This is a genomic window from Nostoc sp. DSM 114167, from assembly GCF_052692655.1.
In genome coordinates this window covers 1,765,542-1,785,863 of sequence record NZ_CP195116.1, presented here as the reverse complement: position 1 = coordinate 1,785,863, position 20,322 = coordinate 1,765,542, and the positions used below count along the sequence as shown (strand labels likewise).

The 20,322-nt window shown below is 42.4% G+C and carries 18 protein-coding genes; 12 read left to right on the top strand and 6 right to left on the bottom strand.

Going from position 1 to position 20,322, the window contains the following annotated elements; all coding sequences use genetic code 11:
• The first annotated feature begins 178 nt into the window (after positions 1-178).
• Complete coding sequence (locus NSTC731_RS07510) at positions 179-1,285, top strand: peptidylprolyl isomerase (protein WP_445630269.1); 1,107 nt, start codon at positions 179-181, stop codon at positions 1,283-1,285.
• A 44-nt stretch (positions 1,286-1,329) separates the two neighbouring features.
• Here the strand turns inward: NSTC731_RS07510 and NSTC731_RS07505 are convergent, their stop codons facing one another.
• Positions 1,330-1,917, bottom strand: coding sequence for a Uma2 family endonuclease (locus tag NSTC731_RS07505; protein ID WP_445630268.1), 588 nt, complete (start codon positions 1,915-1,917; stop codon positions 1,330-1,332).
• An 89-nt stretch (positions 1,918-2,006) separates the two neighbouring features.
• Between NSTC731_RS07505 and thiL the strand changes: the two genes are divergently transcribed.
• Positions 2,007-3,050, top strand: a complete 1,044-nt coding sequence (gene thiL, locus NSTC731_RS07500) for a thiamine-phosphate kinase (RefSeq protein ID WP_445630267.1) — start codon at positions 2,007-2,009, stop codon at positions 3,048-3,050.
• Between the two features lie 72 nt (positions 3,051-3,122).
• Here thiL and NSTC731_RS07495 read toward each other — a convergent pair whose 3' ends face one another.
• Complete coding sequence (locus NSTC731_RS07495) at positions 3,123-4,136, bottom strand: type I glyceraldehyde-3-phosphate dehydrogenase (protein ID WP_322681363.1); 1,014 nt, start codon at positions 4,134-4,136, stop codon at positions 3,123-3,125.
• Between the two features lie 117 nt (positions 4,137-4,253).
• The gene (gene nadD / locus NSTC731_RS07490; RefSeq protein ID WP_445630266.1) at positions 4,254-4,880 is read right to left on the bottom strand and encodes a nicotinate (nicotinamide) nucleotide adenylyltransferase; all 627 of its coding nucleotides are present in this window, start codon (positions 4,878-4,880) and stop codon (positions 4,254-4,256) included.
• A gap of 403 nt (positions 4,881-5,283) precedes the next feature.
• Between nadD and murC the strand changes: the two genes are divergently transcribed.
• From murC to NSTC731_RS07470, 4 genes are all read left to right on the top strand, one after another.
• Positions 5,284-6,747 carry a UDP-N-acetylmuramate--L-alanine ligase gene (gene murC, locus NSTC731_RS07485; protein ID WP_445630265.1) on the top strand — a complete coding sequence of 488 codons (1,464 nt, stop codon included), beginning with the start codon at positions 5,284-5,286 and terminating at the stop codon, positions 6,745-6,747.
• A gap of 123 nt (positions 6,748-6,870) precedes the next feature.
• Positions 6,871-7,872: a UDP-N-acetylmuramate dehydrogenase gene (gene murB, locus NSTC731_RS07480; RefSeq protein WP_445630264.1), complete on the top strand. Its 1,002-nt coding sequence runs from the start codon at positions 6,871-6,873 to the stop codon at positions 7,870-7,872.
• A 200-nt stretch (positions 7,873-8,072) separates the two neighbouring features.
• A complete protein-coding gene (locus NSTC731_RS07475) occupies positions 8,073-8,420 on the top strand; it encodes a YbaB/EbfC family nucleoid-associated protein (protein ID WP_322673862.1) in 348 nt (115 codons plus the stop codon).
• A 69-nt stretch (positions 8,421-8,489) separates the two neighbouring features.
• The gene (locus NSTC731_RS07470; RefSeq protein ID WP_445630263.1) at positions 8,490-8,969 is read left to right on the top strand and encodes a low molecular weight protein-tyrosine-phosphatase; all 480 of its coding nucleotides are present in this window, start codon (positions 8,490-8,492) and stop codon (positions 8,967-8,969) included.
• Between the two features lie 62 nt (positions 8,970-9,031).
• Here NSTC731_RS07470 and NSTC731_RS07465 read toward each other — a convergent pair whose 3' ends face one another.
• On the bottom strand, positions 9,032-9,715 hold the full coding sequence (locus tag NSTC731_RS07465) for a response regulator transcription factor (RefSeq protein ID WP_445630262.1): 684 nt from the start codon (positions 9,713-9,715) through the stop codon (positions 9,032-9,034).
• A gap of 619 nt (positions 9,716-10,334) precedes the next feature.
• On the opposite strand from NSTC731_RS07465, the gene smpB reads away from it, so the two are divergent.
• Positions 10,335-10,802 (top strand): SsrA-binding protein SmpB, encoded by a 468-nt coding sequence (smpB, locus tag NSTC731_RS07460; protein ID WP_094349892.1) that lies wholly within the window; start codon positions 10,335-10,337, stop codon positions 10,800-10,802.
• A 181-nt stretch (positions 10,803-10,983) separates the two neighbouring features.
• A complete protein-coding gene (locus tag NSTC731_RS07455; protein WP_445630261.1) occupies positions 10,984-11,262 on the top strand; it encodes a WGxxGxxG family protein in 279 nt (92 codons plus the stop codon).
• A gap of 77 nt (positions 11,263-11,339) precedes the next feature.
• On the opposite strand, the gene NSTC731_RS07450 is transcribed toward NSTC731_RS07455, so the two are convergent.
• Positions 11,340-12,758 (bottom strand): IctB family putative bicarbonate transporter, encoded by a 1,419-nt coding sequence (locus tag NSTC731_RS07450; protein ID WP_445630260.1) that lies wholly within the window; start codon positions 12,756-12,758, stop codon positions 11,340-11,342.
• Between the two features lie 331 nt (positions 12,759-13,089).
• Positions 13,090-14,643: a GAF domain-containing sensor histidine kinase gene (locus NSTC731_RS07445; RefSeq protein ID WP_445632039.1), complete on the bottom strand. Its 1,554-nt coding sequence runs from the start codon at positions 14,641-14,643 to the stop codon at positions 13,090-13,092.
• Between the two features lie 741 nt (positions 14,644-15,384).
• Between NSTC731_RS07445 and NSTC731_RS07440 the strand changes: the two genes are divergently transcribed.
• From NSTC731_RS07440 to NSTC731_RS07425, 4 genes are all read left to right on the top strand, one after another.
• Positions 15,385-16,578, top strand: a complete 1,194-nt coding sequence (locus NSTC731_RS07440; protein ID WP_445630259.1) for a DegT/DnrJ/EryC1/StrS family aminotransferase — start codon at positions 15,385-15,387, stop codon at positions 16,576-16,578.
• A gap of 134 nt (positions 16,579-16,712) precedes the next feature.
• Complete coding sequence (gene crtB, locus NSTC731_RS07435) at positions 16,713-17,606, top strand: cyanoexosortase B (RefSeq protein ID WP_445630258.1); 894 nt, start codon at positions 16,713-16,715, stop codon at positions 17,604-17,606.
• A 185-nt stretch (positions 17,607-17,791) separates the two neighbouring features.
• Positions 17,792-18,514: a cyanoexosortase B system-associated protein gene (locus tag NSTC731_RS07430; RefSeq protein ID WP_445630257.1), complete on the top strand. Its 723-nt coding sequence runs from the start codon at positions 17,792-17,794 to the stop codon at positions 18,512-18,514.
• Positions 18,515-18,748: 234 nt separating this feature from the next.
• A complete protein-coding gene (locus NSTC731_RS07425; RefSeq protein ID WP_445630256.1) occupies positions 18,749-20,107 on the top strand; it encodes a polysaccharide biosynthesis/export family protein in 1,359 nt (452 codons plus the stop codon).
• The last annotated feature ends 215 nt before the right edge of the window (positions 20,108-20,322 follow it).

The following is a 20,322-nucleotide window of genomic DNA, read 5'->3' as shown; positions in this document are numbered from 1 at the left end:
GAGTTAGGAGTTTTGTTTATTTCCTTGTCCCCTCGCTCCCTCACTCCCTCACTCCCCCCATCCACTTGCATTTATTTTCACTCAGCACTCAGTACTCAGCACTCAGCACTCATACTGTGGGAAGATTATTTATGGGTTACGTCCAGTCAACAATTCACTGCTGCATTTGAGTTATCCCATGCTTAACTTATTAAAATCCTGGCTGAAGAACAGCCTAATGGCAATACTGCTGATAACAATATTTTTAGGCATAACTACAGCTGGGTGGACTCCCTCCAGTAGCGCCGCACTGCCAGCCGGCAATGCAATTACCGACGGAAAGGCTTTGTTGCGGTATGCACTCCCGATAGATAACAAATCTGTGCGGCAACTACAAGGCAGCTTAGAGGACATCTCTGCCCAACTGCGGGCGAATCGGCGTTGGGGTGCTATTTCCAAAGACATCAGCCAAGCATCCCGCATTCTCGATAAACCTTCCCAAATCTTAACAAGCGTTCCTGAAGAACGCCAACCCCAAGCCGAAGCTTGGATTACCGAGTTGAAATCTGGGGTGAGTAAATTACAAGAATTGGCGAACAGCAAAGATAAAGAACAAATTCTGCAAGAGAGAAGCAAACTTTTGAATCTTGTTACTCAGCTAGAAGAGTCAATGGTGAAACAATTTCCCTTTGAAGTGCCTGCTGAGTACAGTAATCTGCCGCAACTTAAAGGTCGTGCCACTATAGAAATCAAAACTAACAAAGGTGATTTGTCCCTTGTCGTAGATGGTTACAGCGCTCCTGTGACTGCTGGTAATTTTGTAGATTTGGTGCAGAGGGGTTTTTATAATGGCTTAGAATTTACCCGTTCTGAAGAATCTTACTTTTTGCAAACTGGAGATCCTGCTGGTAAAGATGTGGGTTTCATTGACCCAAAAACGGGCAAATATCGCGCTATTCCCTTAGAAATCTTAGTTCAAGGAGATAAAGCACCTACTTATGGCATTACTCTAGAAGAAGCTGGTCGTTACGTTGATATGCCAGTTCTACCTTTTTCTGCGTTTGGTGCAGTAGTGATGGCTCGTCCCGAAAGTGAAGTAAATGGTGGTTCATCACAATTTTTCTTCTTTTTGTTTGAACCAGAACTCACCCCCGCCGGACGCAATCTATTGGATGGTCGTTATGCCGTTTTTGGCTATCTCACCGAAGGTAAAGAAGTTTTGGATAAACTGAAGGCTGGTGACAAAATTGAATCGGCAACCGTGGTTCAAGGAATAGAAAATTTGGTTCAGCCGCAAGCTGCATAAGATAGGGCAAGGGAGCAGGGGAAAATAATCTTGTACAGACGCGATTAATCGCGTCTCCCCTGATTCAGATTTCCAGCGGTGAATATCCGATCGACTGCGATCGCTAATTCTGGAAAAGTCCGCGATATAATTTGCTGGGTATCAGTAAAAACTGTTTCTTCGTAAAATCCATCTTCCAGTAGTAACACTGAAACTTTTGTTGCCAGTGGGTCTACAATCCAATATTCAGGAACCTCTAAAGCAGCATATTCCGACCGTTTATAACGATAGTCTCGTTTCATCGACTCTGGACTGACCACCTCGACAATTAGTAACGGTGGTGACTCAAATACTGCTGAGGCATTTAACAATTCTCTAGCTTGTTCCAGTGTCACTACACACAAATCAGTCAACCTAGATTTATTTCTACCCGTTCTCACGCCACTTTCTCGAAAAGTCAGCCAAGTAGAGTTACAACGTTTAATTTCTGCTTTCAAGGCAGTATCCAAAAAATCGACAATCAGAAAATGTTCAATAGTAGGTGGATTCATTAGCTCTAGCTTGCCATCCACCAGTTCATAATGGAAACCGTTGCTATCATCATAGGTTAAATACTCCTCAAATGTGATGCTGGTTACTGGTGTTGTGACCATTCCAACTGACTCCTAGACAATACCCTTATCTTAAACAGTAAAGTAAATCATCAGTTTTCTTCGTAATTTTGCAACACGGAAAACCGATTGTGAACAGTGAGTTATCTTCTCAACAAGTAAAAGACATTGGCGAACAAGGTCTTTTAGAAAGATTACAGCGTTTCTGCCCACCAGAAATTATCGGCGATGATGCCGCAGTACTTGAGACTGCATCAGAGCAATCTTTGGTAGTGACTACAGATGTACTGGTTGATGGCGTACATTTTAGCAACATCACCACTTCCCCAGAAGATGCTGGTTGGCGAGCTGTTGCTGCCAATTTATCAGATTTAGCCGCAATGGGTGCTTCCCCATTGGGAATCACTGTCGGGTTGGGACTACCCAGTAAACTTAAGGTGAGTTGGGTAGAACGCTTGTACCAGGGAATGACGGAATGCTTGCAAAAATACAATACCCCAATTGTTGGGGGTGATGTGGTGCGATCGCCTGTTACTACTCTGGCAATTACCGCTTTTGGTCAAGTTAACCCTAGTCAAATTATCCGCCGTTCTGCTGCTGTTGTAGGTGATGCGATCGTCGTTACAGGCGTTCATGGAGCCTCCCAGGCTGGCTTAGAACTGCTCTTACATCCCGAATTAGGACAAAACCTCAAAGATGCAGAACGCACGGCTCTAATCCGCGCACATCAACGTCCACAACCACGATTAGATGTCTTACCAATCCTCTGGAAAATCTTAACTCCTAACTCCCAACTCCTAACTCTTAACTCCCGACTTCCCATTGCTGGGATGGATAGCAGCGATGGTTTAGCAGATGCGATTATTCAAATTTGCCGCGCGAGTGGCGTTGGTGCTGTCTTAGAACACAGACAAATTCCCCTACCAAAAACTTTTAACCATTGGCTGACACCAGAGCAAGCGCTGGAATATGCTCTATACGGTGGCGAAGACTTTGAATTAGTGCTGTGCTTACCACAAGAATTGGCATCAGCCTTAGTGCAACACCTTGGAGAAGGTGCTGCGATCGCAGGCAGGATTACAGCCGGATCGACAGTAATATTGCACGACGAGCAAAAAAAATTCCCCGACCAAGTTCTGAGTCTTAGCCAGGGATTTCAACATTTTAGTCAATAGTGCTTTGTCCTTTGTCATTTGTCCTTTTTCTAATGACTAATGACTAATGACTAATGACTAATGACAAATTAATTATTGCCACTTTTCGGCTACCAACTCTGCCAAATCCAAGACTCGCTGGCTGTAACCCCACTCGTTGTCATACCATGCCATAACTTTTACTAGGTCACTGCCCATAACCAAAGTCAAGCTGGAATCGACAATCGAAGAGGCGTCAGTACCTTGATAATCAGAAGATACTAGTTCTAGTTCGCTGTAGTCCAAAATCCCTTTAAGTGGGCCTTCGGCAGCATCCTTGAGAGCTTGGTTAACTTCTTCAGTAATAGTACGCTTCTCAACCTGAACTACGAAATCTACCATTGAGACGTTCGGGGTTGGTACGCGCAAGGCAACGCCATTTAGCTTGCCTTTGAGGTCTGGGATAACCAGTGCCACTGCTTTTGCTGCACCAGTAGAAGTAGGTACTATGTTTATCGCTGCGGCCCTTGCCCGTCGCAAATCCCGGTGAGAAGCGTCTAGCAAGCGCTGATCGCCTGTATAGCTGTGGGTGGTGGTCATCGTACCTTTGATGATGCCGAACTTATCGTTCAACACCTTGGCGATTGGTGCCAAGCAGTTGGTAGTACAGCTAGCGTTACTGATAATGTGGTGTTTGTTGTGGTCATAGTCATGATGATTCACACCAACCACAAAAGTACCATCCTCGTTTTTACCAGGAGCGGTAATCAGAACTTTCTTGGCTCCAGCATTTACGTGCTTGAGCGCTCCTTCTTTGCTAGTAAATACCCCGGTTGCTTCGATAATTAGGTCAATTCCCCAATCTTTCCAGGGCAAGTTTTCTGGGTTGCGATCGGATACGCATTTGATGGTCTTACCGTTGACGATGATAGAGTTATCGTCAGCACTAATCTCAGCATCTTTGATCTTGCCTAGCATTGAGTCATACTTTAGCAGGTGAGCATTGGTTCTAGGGTCTGAAGTGTCATTAATAGCGACAAGATCGATCCGACTATTCTCTCTACCCACCCAGCAACGCGCAAAGTTACGTCCAATCCGCCCGAAACCGTTGATTGCAACTCTAATCACAGTGTCTTGCCCTCTGTATTTATGCTTATTATGTTGATATCGTTGACCCCAATCATATCGCAAAGGGGGGGGGCACTTTTAACCATAAAGTGTTAGATCAATAAAAAAACACATAATTTATTCAGATTTGTAAGAGTAGAGATTGTTGTTAATGATATATGATCTGACCGATTCTGGGACTAAATAACGAATTGACTGGCGTTCGCGGCAAAATTCGCGAATTAGACTTGACGAAACTCCGACTATTGGTATATTCAAGAGTTGCCAGTGAATGAGCAAAGACTTCTTTTTGAGTTGTTGCTCCACTTGCTTGCAGATTAATTTGCTTTGAGTTATAGTCTCACCACCTAGCTGTCGGGGTGCGATTAACCAATCACACATTTGTGCTAATTCGTGTCCCCGGTACCAACTGGGTAAGCTTTGGAAAGTATCCAAGCCCACAATCCAGTACCAATGAGTATTGGAGTAACAAGCAGATAAGTCAATCAGGGTGTTAATGGCATAAGAAGTGCCAGAGCGATTAGTCTCCACTAGTGAGACAGTAAATGCTGGGTTATCTTTGATGGCTAATTGCAGCATTTGCACGCGATGCTCAAACAATGCTGCTTCTTTGTGAGGAGGGTTTAAGGATGGCACCCAAATTACTTTTTCAAGGGATACTTGATGCAAAGCTGTCTCGGCTACGAGCAGGTGTCCCCAATGAATTGGATCGAATGTGCCACCAAAAATTGCTAGTTGCTGCATCCAGATAAGCCTGGGTTATATGCAATTGAAAAATAGTTTCATTACCAATGTACTATTGTACTCAATTCACGCCTAAACTTGATGCAATTTCAAATTAGTTTCACTAAACAATGTATTATGTAGCCAATTCCAGTAAGGTAGCCAAAAATATGTATTTGACATTACAAGAATTTCTTTCCCGATGCAGCCAAAATTTTCAGAATAATCTTAAGAACAGTTCAGAAATAGCAAAAACCTCCAACCAAGGTAAAATCATTCTCAACCAGGAAAGCCAGAGCAGAAACATCATTTGGGCATCAAACATGAACATGATACAGGAGTAGTTACGGTAAAAATCAAATTCCTGTTATGATACGCGTGTCATTTGTGATTATGGTGTGGTGTGGTGTAAAAGGAGCAATAAATGACTAATTCTGTAGATTTTAGTGGTAGACCATTTCATTTCATTGGTATCGGTGGCATAGGTATGTCTGCTCTGGCATACGTTCTTGCAAAGCGTCAATTTCCAGTATCAGGTTCGGATCTTCGTCCTAACCACATTACGCACAAGTTGGAATCTATCGGTGCTCATATTTTTAGTAAACAAGAGGCAAGCAATCTCGAATTCTTTCATCCTCAGGTATTAGCTAATCCAGTAGTATTAAATTCACCAGAAGAATTACTTACTGCTACTAAGTCAAAATTGCCTCAAGTCATTTGTTCAACAGCAATTAACACTAATAATTTAGAATACAAAGCAGCGCTGGAATTAGGTTGTCCAGTTTTTCATCGTTCAGATGTCCTAGCAGCTTTAATTGCGGATTACTACAGTATTGCAGTGGCAGGAACACACGGCAAAACTACAACTAGTAGTATGATTGGCTATATGCTTCTGGAAGCAGGCCTAGATCCAACAATTTTAGTCGGTGGCGAAGTCAATGCATGGTCCGGTAATGCTCGATTGGGACACAGCCAATATTTGGTAGCCGAAGCAGATGAATCGGATGGTTCTTTAGTAAAACACGCTCCCGAAATTGGTATCATCACCAATATTGAACTCGATCATCCTGACCACTACGATACATTAGAAGAAGTTATTGACACCTTCCAGACATTTGCTAAGGGTTGTAAAACTTTAATAGGTAGCATTGACTGTGCGACAGTGCGCGATCGCTTGCAACCCACAATTACCTACAGCTTACACTCAGATACCGACGCTGATTACACCGTCACCAATATTGATTATCGTGCTGATGGTACCACGGCTTTGGTTTGGGAAAAAGGCAAAGCTTTGGGCGTGTTGACATTGAGGTTGCTCAGTCGGCATAATCTCAGCAATGCTTTAGCCGCAGTGGCTGTTGGTCGCGCTTTGGGTTTAGAATTTGGAGCAATTGCCAAAGGTATCGCCACCTTTGAAGGAGCAAGACGACGCTTTGAGTTTCGAGGTGAAGTCAATGGCATTACCTTCATTGATGACTATGCTCATCATCCTAGCGAAATTCGCGTTACTCTCGCCGCAGCACGTTTACAGGCAAGACCAGGGCAAAGAGTGGTTGCCATCTTTCAACCCCATCGCTATAGTCGTACACTGACCTTTTTAGATGAATTTGCCGAGTCATTTACCCACGCTGATTTGGTGGTGTTGACTGATATTTACAGTGCAGGCGAACCTAATTTAGGGCAAATTAGTGGTGAACGTCTAACGGCGGAAATTGCTAAACAGCATTCTCCTGTAGTTTATCAACCAACTTTACCCGCAGTGTGTGAGTACTTACTACAAACACTACGCCCAGGAGACTTGGCACTGTTTTTAGGGGCTGGAAACTTGAACCAGGTGATTCCTGAAATAATTACGACACTTTGTGAGCCGGCTAAAGCCACATCTTAAGTCGAGACTTTGCGAAGTTTTATTTCTGAGCAAAGCGCTCCTCTGGCAACGGTTCATTTGTGAATTTTGTTACCGTATATTTACGGTAAATTAATGTAAAAATTTTACCAAAATAAAGTAAAGATGACCATTTCCCAGGCAGCTGGAAACGTCTGCACAGTTTCTGCTTTGAATACAAAGAAACCCCAAATAACAAATTCGGTGGAGAGTGAAGTAATCTACTTACCCAATACTGATTGTGCGATCAAGTCCCAGGCTTCTTTGTCAGCGTTTACTTCCTATAGAGTTGGAGGAGCCGCTGATTTATACGTTGCCCCCCGAAACTTAGAAGCACTGCAAGCAAGTCTTAAATACGCTAAAGAACGCGATCTAAAGGTGACAACACTGGGAGCAGGTTCTAACTTGCTGGTGAGTGATGGTGGTATATCAGGCTTAGTCATTGCTACTCGTCATCTCCGCTTCAGCAACTTTGACCCTCAAACCGGTCAATTAACCGTTGCTGCCGGAGAATCAATTCCTAGTTTGGCATGGGCCGCAGCAGAGTTAGGGTGGCAAGGATTGGAGTGGGCTGTTGGTATCCCTGGAACAGCCGGAGGTGCAGTGGTAATGAATGCAGGGGCACATAATAGCTGTATCGCAGATATGTTAGTTAGTGCCGAGGTACTTTCACCCGATGGTACGCTGGAAACCCTTACCCCGGAACAATTAGGTTATGGCTACCGAACTTCATTATTGCAAGGTGGCGATCGCATAGTCACCCAAGCCACCTTACAACTCGCGCCAGGTGCAGACCCAGCAAAAGTTGTGGCAATTACCAAAGAACACAAAAAGCATAGGTTAAGCACTCAACCATACAACTTCCCCAGTTGTGGCAGTGTGTTTCGCAATCCCAAACCTTACAGTGCTGGCTGGTTAATTGAACAAACTGGTCTCAAAGGCTACCAAATTGGTGGCGCACAAGTAGCACTACTACATGCTAATTTTATCGTTAATCGTGGTGGAGCAAAAGCTAGTGATATCTTTTGTCTCATTCGTCACATCCAACATCAAGTACAAGAACGTTGGTCTATTAATTTAGAGCCAGAAGTTAAAATGCTCGGAGAGTTTCAAGGTGCTTGTGGATAAAAAATGGGGAATGGGGAATGGGGAATGGGGAATTGGAAGATGAGGGAGAAGAATTAATAACCAATGTCCTACTCCCTACTCCCTATTCCATACTCCCCACTCAATGACGCATTAATTATTGGTAAAAAAAGAGTCAAATTACTTACCGCATCTATAATTGAATTTGATTTGTTATTCAACGCATACGCGTACAAATAATTATGACAGGAAAAGGACAGGGATTCGGCTTTGGCTTAGGAAAAATGAAAGAATTAGCCGAAGCTTTTAAGAAAGCGCAGCAAGTTCAAGAAGGCGCAAAGCGACTCCAAGAAGAATTGGAGCAAATGGAGATTCAAGGAGAATCTGGCGGTGGTCTTGTAAGGGTGATTGTCAGTGGGAACCAAGAACCCAAGCGGGTAGAAATTTCTCCAGATGCTTTAGCAGAAGGTGCAGAAGTACTTTCCGATCTTGTAACAGTAGCAATGAAAGAAGCCTACAACAAGTCCACAGCAACAATGCGAGAACGCATGGAAGAATTAACCAGTGGGTTGGAGTTACCTGGATTTTAATCATTGGTCATTAGTCATTAGTCATTGGACAAAGGACAAATGACTATTGACTATTGACAAATTATATCTATGCCTTACAAGTTGCTGTTTGTCTGCTTAGGTAACATCTGCCGATCGCCATCGGCAGAAAATATCATGAATCATCTAATTGAGCAGGCTGGCTTGAGCGAACATATCCTCTGTGACTCTGCTGGTACATCTAGCTATCACGTTGGTAGTCCACCTGACAGACGCATGAGTGCGGCGGCTGCTACTAAGTTGGGAATTAAACTGCGTGGTCGAGCACGCCAGTTTGAAAAGTCAGACTTTCAAGACTTTGATTTGATTTTGGCTATGGATCGAGAAAATTATGAGAACATCCTCACTCTCGATCGAACTAAGCAATATCAGCATAAAGTGCGTTTGATGTGCGAGTTTTGCTCTCGACACACTCTAAAGGAAGTTCCAGATCCCTATTATGGTGGTCAAGAGGGATTTAATCAGGTTATTGATTTACTGATCGATGCTTGTGAAGGTCTGCTGACAAAAGTTAAAAGGGAAGAGTTATGAGTTAGGAGTTTTATTCCTTGCTCCTGTACAGACGCGATTAATCGCGTCTCTTCTCCTAACTTTTATTCTACTAAACCATGCTTCATCGCATAACGCACTAATTCCGCGCGGTTGCTGGTTGAGGTTTTTCTTAATAAACTGCTAACGTACTTTTCCACAGTTCGAGGACTCAGGTGTAGCTGATGACCCATTTCGGCATTAGAAAGCCCATGAGTCAATAACTCTAAGACTTCCTGTTCTCTGTGAGTTAGGGATGAGTGCAGATGGGATTTCTGAATTTGAGTGGACAGAGAATTATGGGCATCTCCCGCTTTTGTCAAACCGGAAATGCCCAAACTATCTTTATGAGAAAAACGATATTCTGATTGGATAATTTGCGATCGCTCCAAAAGATTGCGGATTGCTGCTGCTAACTCTTCCAGTTCAAAAGGCTTGGGTAAATATAAATCGCACCCTGACTGGTAGCCTAGAATTCTTTCTTGGGTCTTAATGCGTGCCGTTAATAAAATTACAGGCAATAAACGAAACACTGGTTGTTGACGCACCCGGCGCACCAGTTCATAGCCATTCATCCGTGGCATAACAATATCCGTGACAATCAAATCAGGATGATACTCATCCACCATAAACAAAGCCTCTTGACCGTCATTAGCCACGATCACTGAGTAGCCAGACAGTTCAAGATAGTCGCTAACAGACAGACGAGTGCCCAAATCATCATCCACTACAAGGATCGTCAAGGGCATGGATAATACACCCCTAGCATTTTTTTACTCAGAAATTTGCTTTTATGTACTCCGTTAATGAACACAGACAATAATAGTGTTCTTATGTTTCATACTATGACAGGATTATCAGCTAATGACTGCTCTCAGGGTTTATTTATAAAGAAAATCTTAAATCATTAGGAAGGTTAACCAAGTGTAACCACCTTAGACTCCCTGTGCTAAGGAGGCATAGAGAGCTTTGTAATTTGTAACAACTCATCATCATTAGTGTCATACCAATTCTTTGTCAGGACTTATGCAAAAAGAAAGTGAAAATCTTGATTTTCTGTACGGAGTTTTTCCTAGAGAAGCGGCTTACCACAAGGTATTGCCTTTACTTGATGTGTAAGTCCTATTTGTGAAACTGCACAAAATCTGGCTTGGTGAGACAAGTTGCTCAAGCAACTTGTTTTATGAAATCTTAGAGGTAATCGGTATCAGCTAACTTAAAATTGTCAGAAAACCTTAATTGTGAACTTAGAAAAGCTAAATTAGTGATATACAGTTCACCATTTATAGCGGTTCTAAGATACACCGTATAATTCACAAGCCAATCCAAATAATTTTTTAGGTACATTTAAAGCACACAAAATTATCAATGAGCGACAAGAACGAAGGTTACAAAGTTATTTGCGACAACCGTCAAGCCCGTTATTTGTATGAAATTCTAGAAACTTACGAAGCTGGAATTGAGTTGACAGGAACAGAGGTGAAGTCGATTCGTGCGGGTAAAGTCAATCTCCAAGATGGCTATGCTTTGCTTCGCAATGGCGAAGCATGGTTGATCAATGTGCATATCTCGCCTTACAACGCTAGTGGACAATATTTTAATCATGAACCACGGCGTACACGTAAACTTCTATTGCATCGTCAAGAACTCCGTAAGCTAATTGGCAAAGTTGAACAGCAAGGTTTAACTTTAATCCCCTTGAAAATGTATCTCAAACGAGGCTGGTTAAAAGTCAGTATAGCTCTTGGCAAAGGTAAAAAGCTCCACGATAAACGAGAAGACCTGAAACGACGCCAAGACCAACGTGACATTCAACGGGCAATGAAAAGTTATTGAGGATTCAGTGTTGCTAAACTACCACAAAGAGTGAGAAACGTATTGCTGTAAAAGCTATGTCGTATGTCTACAGCGTGAGTTATGAAAATGTTTAGTTTATAGCCACAGATTGATTTTGTTAAAGTTGAGAATCGATACAGTGGTGAGTGACTTCGGATAGCATCAGGAACTTTTACAACTTATGAAAAGTAATTTCATTACCGCTGTTAGCGCTGGCATTCTCACCTTGAGTATGGGAGTTTTACCTTTAACTCTATCTGCACAAGCTCAAACAACTAATGACACTGGAACCACTACTGCTCCAACAACGACTACTAACAACCGCAACGATTTTGATTGGGGTTGGTTAGGATTGCTTGGTTTATTCGGTCTAGGCGGGTTGGCTGGTAAAAAGAACGATCGCGAATCTGTAGCTTATCGCGACCCTAATGCTCCAAGTGCCACTACCTACAGAGACTAGACAATTCAAAATTTATTTATGCAAAATTCAAAAGTTGTCAGTTGTTCGGTAAGAAAACAACTGACGACTTATTTATATTAGTTTGTTGCTGGATCTGAGTTAGTTGTATTTGTCTGGTTTTGAGCTAAAGGTGTCCAGTAGCTGGCAATTAAGGCAACGATCAGCCACCAGAGGGTATTGACTTCAGGACGATACCAGACAGTATCTACGGTGCCGTGAGCTAGCATACCCAACAAAGTAGCGATCGCTCCGATTAACCAAAATCCTTCTACACTTCTGATTTGTCGCAATCGTTGCACTTGTAAAAATGCGGTATTAAATGTGACAATTAGTAGCCAGAGAAAGCAGGCTAAACCAACAAAGCCAGTTTCTACAGTCACTTCAAACAATATCGAATAGGCGCTCAAAGCAGTGTAACGAGGGCGTTGGTAAAGGGGATAAACTTTATTAAAAGAGTTGTGACCAGGCCCAATACCGAAAATCGGGCGATCGCGAATCATTTCAAAAACAGCATCCCACACATTTCGGCGAAAATTATTACTGCTATCCTTACGGTCGGCAAAAATACTAAACACTCGCAGTCGCACTGGCTCTACAAATATCACTGCTAGCACCAATACGCCGATCAAACCTCCTAAAATAATCGGTATTGACCAAGTACGCCAAAAACGAGGCATTTCCACACTTTTCCAATAAACTAGCAATGTCATCACAGCTAAAACTGCCACCACTAGTCCAATCCAACCGCCACGACTAAAAGTCAGAATCAGGCAGGAACTATTGACAATTAGCATCGTTAATGCAAGAGCTTTTTTAGGCCAGCTTTGCCATGCAAAAATTGCCACTAAGCTAAAAATTACTGCTGGTAAGAGGTATCCAGCCAATAAGTTGGGATTGCCTAAATAACTGTAGACTCTTGTAGTCTTAGACATAGGAGATTCTGGATCGACCCAAGTCGCCAATGCTGTGGCTCCAAAAAACCATTGCCGCAACCCGTATACACTAACAATTAACGATACGTGCAGATAAAGGATGATAATCCAAGAACGGAGGCGAGGCGACCTTAATACCCTGGCACAAAGGACAAATAGTAGCAAATACAAGGTCAAGGTTCCCAAGTCGTTAAGTGCCGCCTTTTTCACTGGTGATAATGCTGTTGCGACTGCGGCAACTCCCCAATAGAGCAATACCAGTAAGTGAATGGGAGTGACTGACGAGACATTTGCTGGTGTTACTTCATCAGATATAGTCAACAACAGCCAAAATCCGACACAAGCCACCAGCAAAAAGCCTACCAATGTACTCGAAGCAAAAGGTGCCAGAGCATATATTAAGCTGAGTAAAGCCGCTGCGATCGCATCTCCCCATTGAAGCAAGACGCTAGTTTGCCGCCAAGAACTTAGCAATCCCACCAGAGAGCGGTGTACATAACTGGTAGCAAGATATTCTTTGAGCGGTAAAGTTGATAGAGTAAATCGTTGCCAGACTAAATTCATAAAAAACATTGCGATCGATTAGCCTGCCGACGCAGAACTTGGAATCGATCATAATGCCTATAGCTATAAAAAGGTAATAACAGAAATTGCCCATCGCGTGATGGCGCTCTTATTCCTAGCCATCAGCCAATAGGAAGTTAAGAATAGTTACTTCATATACTTAGTACAGCTTGATGTAAAATAGTGGCTAATTGAGGGTTGAAATTTAAAGGCATAGATAAGCGCAGAAGCACACAGAGAATTAATCAAATCTAGATAGAAAATACGTCTTTCCCAATCTCCATTACCCCTTATCCCCTTCTTGGGACCCCACCTTCCCCAATCCCCACAATTAGACATCGCTAATTGCTTGCGAGGAAGTCGCTAGTTGCAGTGGCAAAGAAAGCACATAACGATATCCTGATTCTGGTGAACCTTGAATCAAAATATGTCCACCATGTAATTCTGCCAGTTGACAGCTTAGTAATAGACCTAAGCTTTCACGAGAAAGACTTCCATGTGATTTAGCTAAATTTATACCTGAACTAGTAGCCAAGAAATTTGAGTGAGAATCACTCAAGTTTTTGGAATTTTCCACTGCTACTGATGAAGTATCTAGTTGTTCTTGTCTTTCTGTATGAGTATTGTAAGTTGCGACCTCACCTGTAAGCTCCAGCAGCGACAAAGAATTGAGACGGAAGTAAGGATCGACCTCTGTTATGCCATCCCCTAACCAGGGATGAGAAACCCAAATAGTAATGTTGAGCGTATCTTCTTTATAAGAAACATGAATGCGAACAATGCTACCTGTAGCCGAAAGTTGAATCACACTGAAAACCAGATGATAAAGCATTTGCCGCACCTTGTCTTTATCTAAAGGCCAAATGCGATTGCGTCCCGGTTCTATAGACAGGCGAATATCTTGCTCGCGGCGATTAGCTACTTCTTCTAGGGTATTGATAGCTTGTTGGCATAGCATTTCAATATCCACGGGAGCTAGATTTAGTACAGTTGAGTTTTCATCCATCGCTCCTAGTTCGGTAATTTCGTTTACTAGGGAAAGTAAGTACCGACCACTGTGTTGGATAATTTCTAAATATTCTCTCTGCTTAGTCGTCAAAGGCCCATAAATCTCACGTCCTAAAACACTAGCCATACCGAGTACAGATGTTAAGGGCGTGCGTAATTCCTGAGTTAGCTGACTCAAAAGTTCTAGCTTCAGTTGCTTAGTAGAAACAGAGTCGTTATCTTGAGTGGATGCAGTGATTTTAATCTCAGTGTTACGTTCCTCATTCAGTGAAAATATCGGAACGTTCTTGGCAGGGGTTGATTCGAGTTTGCCTTGCAGGAGTCTATTACGTTCAAATTCACTCATGCTCCAACGAGCGATGATTTGTAAAAACTCAATGTCTTGGGGTGTAAAATTGCGCGGGACTAAATCCATCACCGCCAATGCACCTAAACAATGTCCCTCAGCATCAATCAGTGGCGCTCCTAAGTAAGCACGAATACCATAATCTTGCACCAACTTACTGCTAACAAGTATTGGGTCGGTAAGTTTATGCATATCATTTATTTTAATGTATTGGAAAGTCTCTACTACTTGAGTACAAAATGATTCCCGGCGTGGTAGTTGGCGGCTTTGTGCTAAATGATTCATTAATCCCAGCCTAGATAAGCCCACCGCCGACTTGAACCAGTGGCGTTCTTGATCCACAAATCCCAATATGGAAATTGGCGCTTCCAAAAAGCGGGCAGCAGTCTGTGTGGCTTCTTCAAAAACCGGAATCGTTTCTGGTTGCCGCAAACCTAAATCGGACAAAGCTTTGAGGCGTTGCTGTTCTCTTGATTCATGAGAATCCCAACCATCCTTTAGGGCAAATAATTTGTTTTCAGGCTCTATCATTGCCACTGCTACCTTAATAATTTCTCTATCGTGTAATTGATCCAAGTCCTATTTCTAGGTTATCAATTGCTATTTTTAAGCATTCCCTAATTTTGCCTCTGACAAACAAATTTAGGGCAAAAATTTTTTCTCCCTTGCACTAAGCCAAGATGTGGTGTCTGCTAGTTACTAGTTACTGGTGCTGAATGTTCTTTATTTAGCACTGATGTAGTCTTTATTGCTTGGGATTTTGCAATCAGACTGCGTTAGATTTGAATTCAGCCAGGGTAAGCTAATGCTAAGGATACAATACAAAGGGGCTATCATTCTTTATGTATATAAGGGAAAATTTTGACTTGAACATTCAAAGTAGATTTACTTAATAAAATAGATGTTAGTGTAATTAAATATAGACATTTTACTGATAACAACTAGCACCCAGAGATGATAATCCTAGTGCAAGATGACCTAAATAGGCCAACCATATCTCTACGGATTAGCAAACTACCAAATTATTGAAAAGCCCAGTTTATGAACTTTTTGAATTTTGAGAGAAGTTGGAGTGCCGGCTTTAGAGAAGTCTGATGGCGACTTTGGGCACTCAAATTAAGAGGGCGTGATTTTGAAAACCATAATCGACGACTAAATAATTGCTCTAAGCCTTTATCTAATAGATTAAATCTATGACAATTTCATGTCGAAAATTGTACAAGGTTTTCTATTTTTTCCATGTGAGGAAACATTTTTTGAGGACGACTGGTAATGAATAAAATGACTATTAGAGTTCCTTTTGTAGACCTAAGTTTACAACATGAACCAATTCAAACGCAATTGCAAGATGCAATCCAATCTGTATTGGAACGGGGAGATTTTATTTTAGGGCAAGCACTCTCAGATTTTGAAGCAGCATTTGCAGCAGTATCTGGTACGGCTTATGGAGTTGGTGTAGCATCAGGAACAGATGCGATCGCTTTGGGATTACAAGCGTGTAATATTGGTGCTGGCGATGAAGTAATTTTACCCGCAAATACTTTTGTCGCCACCTTAATTGGGGTGCTACGTGCTGGCGCCAAGCCAATTTTGGTAGATTGCGATCGCCAAACTGCTTTAATTGATTTAAGAGAAGCCGCAAAGGCAATTACGCCTCAGACTAAAGCAATCATCCCCGTGCATCTCTATGGTCAGATGGTATCACCACGCGATCTAGTGAACTTTGCCGATACCTACAAACTCCTAATTTTTGAAGATGCCGCCCAAGCACATCTCGCCCAAAGAGACGGATATTACGCTGGTTCAGTAGGAATAGCAGCAGCTTTTAGTTTCTATCCCAGCAAAAATTTGGGAGCATTTGGGGATGGAGGAATCCTGCTGACACGAGATTCAGATGTAGCCCAGAAGATGGTGCGCTTGCGCAATTATGGTGCATCGCAAAAGTATTTTCATACTGAACCAGGTACGAATAGCCGCTTGGATACTTTGCAAGCAGCAATTTTGCACAAAAAACTTCCATATTTGCCGCAGTGGAATCGCGAGCGCTTGACTATTGCCAAACAGTATGATATTGAACTAGCACCCTTAGCAACTGCTGGAATTATCCCCATAGAAAATCAAAGCGATACAGGACACGTTTATCATCTTTATGTGATTAAAGTAGATGATTCTTGCCCAATAGAACGCCACCAACTCCAGGAAAAACTCACTGCGGCGGGAATTCAAACTGGTATTCACTACCCAATTCCTTGTCATCTCCAGCCAGCATTTACTAACTTAGGCTATCAACCAGGAGATTTTCCCCAAGCAGAGAAGTTGTCAAAGCAAATATTATCATTGCCGATGTATCCTGGTTTAAGTAGTAGCCAAGTTAAAGAAGTTGTAGCAGCGATCGCCAATGCAGTCTCAACAAGTTATCAGGTAGATAATCTATCTACTGCTGACCTGGGCAGCGTGGTAGCCTGAAGTTAATTCATACTTAATTTGTCATTTGTCCTTTGTCATTTATCCTTTGCAAATGACCAATGACCAATGACCAATGACCAATGACCAATGACCAATGACCAATGACCAATGACCAATGACTAATACCTAAAATCATGGCACTCCAGCAACAGGTTAAAAATATAAACGCATCAGGCTTGTTAAATCTAGCTATTTTAGGCGTTTTGCTGCTGCTTTATGCTCCAATATTGCTACACTGGTTGGATGGTTGGCTGCACAAAAATATCAGTACAGAACACGAATATTTCAGCCACGGGATTATTGGTCTACCATTTGCGGCTTATCTGGGCTGGATGAACCGGAAAAAGTGGAGACGTTTGCCAGATACTATCAATCCTTTGGGCGCTGTTTTATTGTTATTAGGGGCAGCTTTTTATCTTAGCGGTGTTACAGAGTGGGTTAACCTTTCCTTGCCCGTTATATTAATCGGATTATGCTTGTGGTTTAAGGGAATAGCAGGTTTGCAATTACAAGGATTTCCTCTACTACTAGTATTTTTAGCCACCCCAACAGCATTACCCTATCTCATTGCTCCCTATACCATGCCTCTGCAAAGCTTCATCGCTGGCACAGCAGGCTTCATACTGAATCAATTTGGGATGGAAGTAACCGTAGATGAGATCAATCTTTACGTGGGAGGACGGATTGTAGAAGTTGCTCCCTATTGTGCAGGGCTGAAAATGTTGTTTACGACTCTCTACGTGGGCTTAATGCTGCTTTATTGGACAGATGCTTTGTCTTCACGGCGGACAACTATATCGTTTTTATCTCTTGCTGCGATCGTTAGTATTACTGCCAATATCATTCGTAATACTTTACTGACTTTCTTTCACGGCACGGGTCAAGAAGCCGCTTTTAAATGGCTGCATGAGGGTTGGGGTGGCGATCTCTACTCTGCTTGTATGCTGGTGTCACTAGTGCCCTTACTGAATTGGATTAATAACTATTTTTCAGCATCTCTAGAAACTGAGCAAGAAGCAGAAAGTTAGCACCATTAGGCATTGGGCACAAGAGGCAGAGAGGAAGAGGGGAAAAATTTACTGCAACTTCTCCCCTCTTCTCCACTTTCCACTCCCTTAATTTTTGATCGCTTATACGTAAGTCCTAAATATTACTGAACTCACAATGTGATTTTATAAAGTAAGATTTTGCCTAAGTATTGCAAATTTTACTGATGATTTCCTTCTCTAAATTTTTCAAGGAAAACCAATTGACTCAGGTAGCAGCACTTTTGTTATTGCTACTGCTGCTAGCAATGGCGGGGGTTCCCGGATATCTGACAGGACACTGGCAATGGAAACAACCGCCCCCTGTTCCTACCCTCCACGAATTAAAACAGATTCGCAAGACTGGGTTAACCCTTCCTGGTTGGCAAACCATTGAACAAGCAGAACAGCAAATTGGCGAACATAATTGGTCTTTGCAAGTAATTAAAAAAGAAGGTTCCGAATCCCAAGCAATCCTGCTTTTGTTGCCGCAAAATGGGCCTATGGATCAACCAGAGGTAGAGTGGACAGATGTTAATGGCTGGGGAAGGTCACGCTGGGGAAAGTGGGATGTAGCTCAATCTCGTTCTGCCAAATTTACTGTGAAACCATCTGGAAAATTGGCTTCTAATGTCGAAACTAAAGTAGAAGCTAGGTTCTTTCGCGCCTCCACACCACAGCAAACCTTCGCTGTTTTGCAATGGTATGCGATGCCAGACGGTGGAAATCCATCACCTTTTCACTGGTTCTTGGCAGATCAACTGGCACAGTGGCGCAAGCAACGTACTCCTTGGGTTGGCGTGAGCATTCTGATTCCAATGGAACCTTTGGGGCAGGTAGAAACATCTTGGCCTTTAGCCCAGTCTATTGGGGAAACGGTACAAGCTGCATTAATGGCAGGCCCTTTGTAGAGTTTGTTATAGATGCACTTGTGCAGAGATTCTTCAAAAGTATCTCTATAAATTATGTTCAGGTTGAAATTCACCTAAAATGATGTTAATAACATGAAATTAGAAATTAAATTTAGCAAAGTTATTCTCTTTCTCTTGGTAAATACTTGTAGATAAAAGAGACATTGAAGGCATTTTTAGAGTAAAATAACCCCTCGGCGCTACTAATTTCTAATATAAATATTTTCTGCACCGATGTTCATAGATCCCAGTTATTATATGCGTGGATTCAGCGCCTTGTGTTTTGTCAGTCTTCAAGTAGGAGTTTTCTTAACAACACCTATCCAACTTGTTGTTGCCCAACCTTTTCCATCTCAAGGACAATCACCAAGCCTATTCCCTTCGCCTTTGCCAAGTACTGAAGTTATACCTCAAGGTACGAATGAAGAAATTTCTCCGCAACTCAGTCGCTACCTCTTGGGACCAGGAGATGCAATTGGTGTTGTGCTTCAGCGTCCTCCTGGCCCATACCGTTTAGGCATAGGGGATGGAATTAGCGTTTCGGTTCAGCGCTTTCCAGATTTAAGCTTTCAAGCTTTAATTAACCCAGAAGGTAATATTGCGGTGCCGTTATTGGGAACAGTTTCTTTACAAGGTTTAACTTTGGAAGAAGCTCAAGAAAAAATTCGCTTGGGTTTAAATCGTTATGTCGTCGATCCAATCATAGTTTTAGCCTTAGTAACGCAGCGTCCAGACCTTAGTTTTCAAGCTGTAATTAGTGCAGAAGGCAACATCATCGTGCCACAAGTGGGAACGGTGTCATTAAAAGGTTTAACTTTGGAAGAAGCTCAAGAAAAAATTCGCCTGGGCTTGAGTCGCTTTTTCCCAGATCCAATCGTGGTAGTATCCTTAGCAGGAACGCGACCAGTTCAAGTTACCATTAGCGGGGAAATATTTCGACCAGGAATTTATCCAATTAATTCACCAACACCCCGTGTTGCTGATGCTTTGCTAGTATCTGGTGGTTCAACGTTGAATGCAGACCTGCGACAGGTGCAAGTACGCCGAAAGCTAATCGATGGTTCTGTGATTTCACAAACGATTGACTTATACGCAGCACTGCAAAATGGCGGTTCAATCCCGAATTTACGCTTACAAGACGGAGATGCGATACTCGTGCCCCGTCGTGAAGTTGGTAATGAGGATGGTTATGACCGCAATTTAGTAGCACGTTCATCCTTAGCCACACCACAGATTAGAGTCCGAGTTTTAAACTACGCTGCGGGTGGTCTTTCCATTCAAGCACTGCCCAACGGCAGTACATTTGTAGATGCTTTGGGAGGTGTAAATCTAGACACTGCTAATTTGAGAGATATTGCTCTGGTTCGCTTTGATTCAGAACGAGGCAAAGCTGTTACTCAAAAACTTGATGCTAAAAAAGCTCTCGGCGGTGATGCGTCGCAAAATGTAGCACTTCAAGATAACGATGTTATTGTTGTTGGTCGGAACCTCATTGGTAGAATTACTAATTTCTTGACCACCATTACCCAACCTTTCTTCAATGTTCAATCCTTTCTCCGGTTTTTTGACAACATCGGAGGTGGATCGAGATAGTAACATAAAAAAAGGATACAACCTAGAAATAGTTTGGCGTGTAGGAAGCCACATGTCTAACTGATATTTGAATTTATTAATGGAAAAATATTAAAGATATCAACCGATATATACAGTAGGAAGTTGATAGCATACTTGTATCAAAGCCACTATCTTTAGTTTGGTGCTTCCTAAATTTTGAATTTTGAATATTTAAATTTTGAATTGGAGCGAAG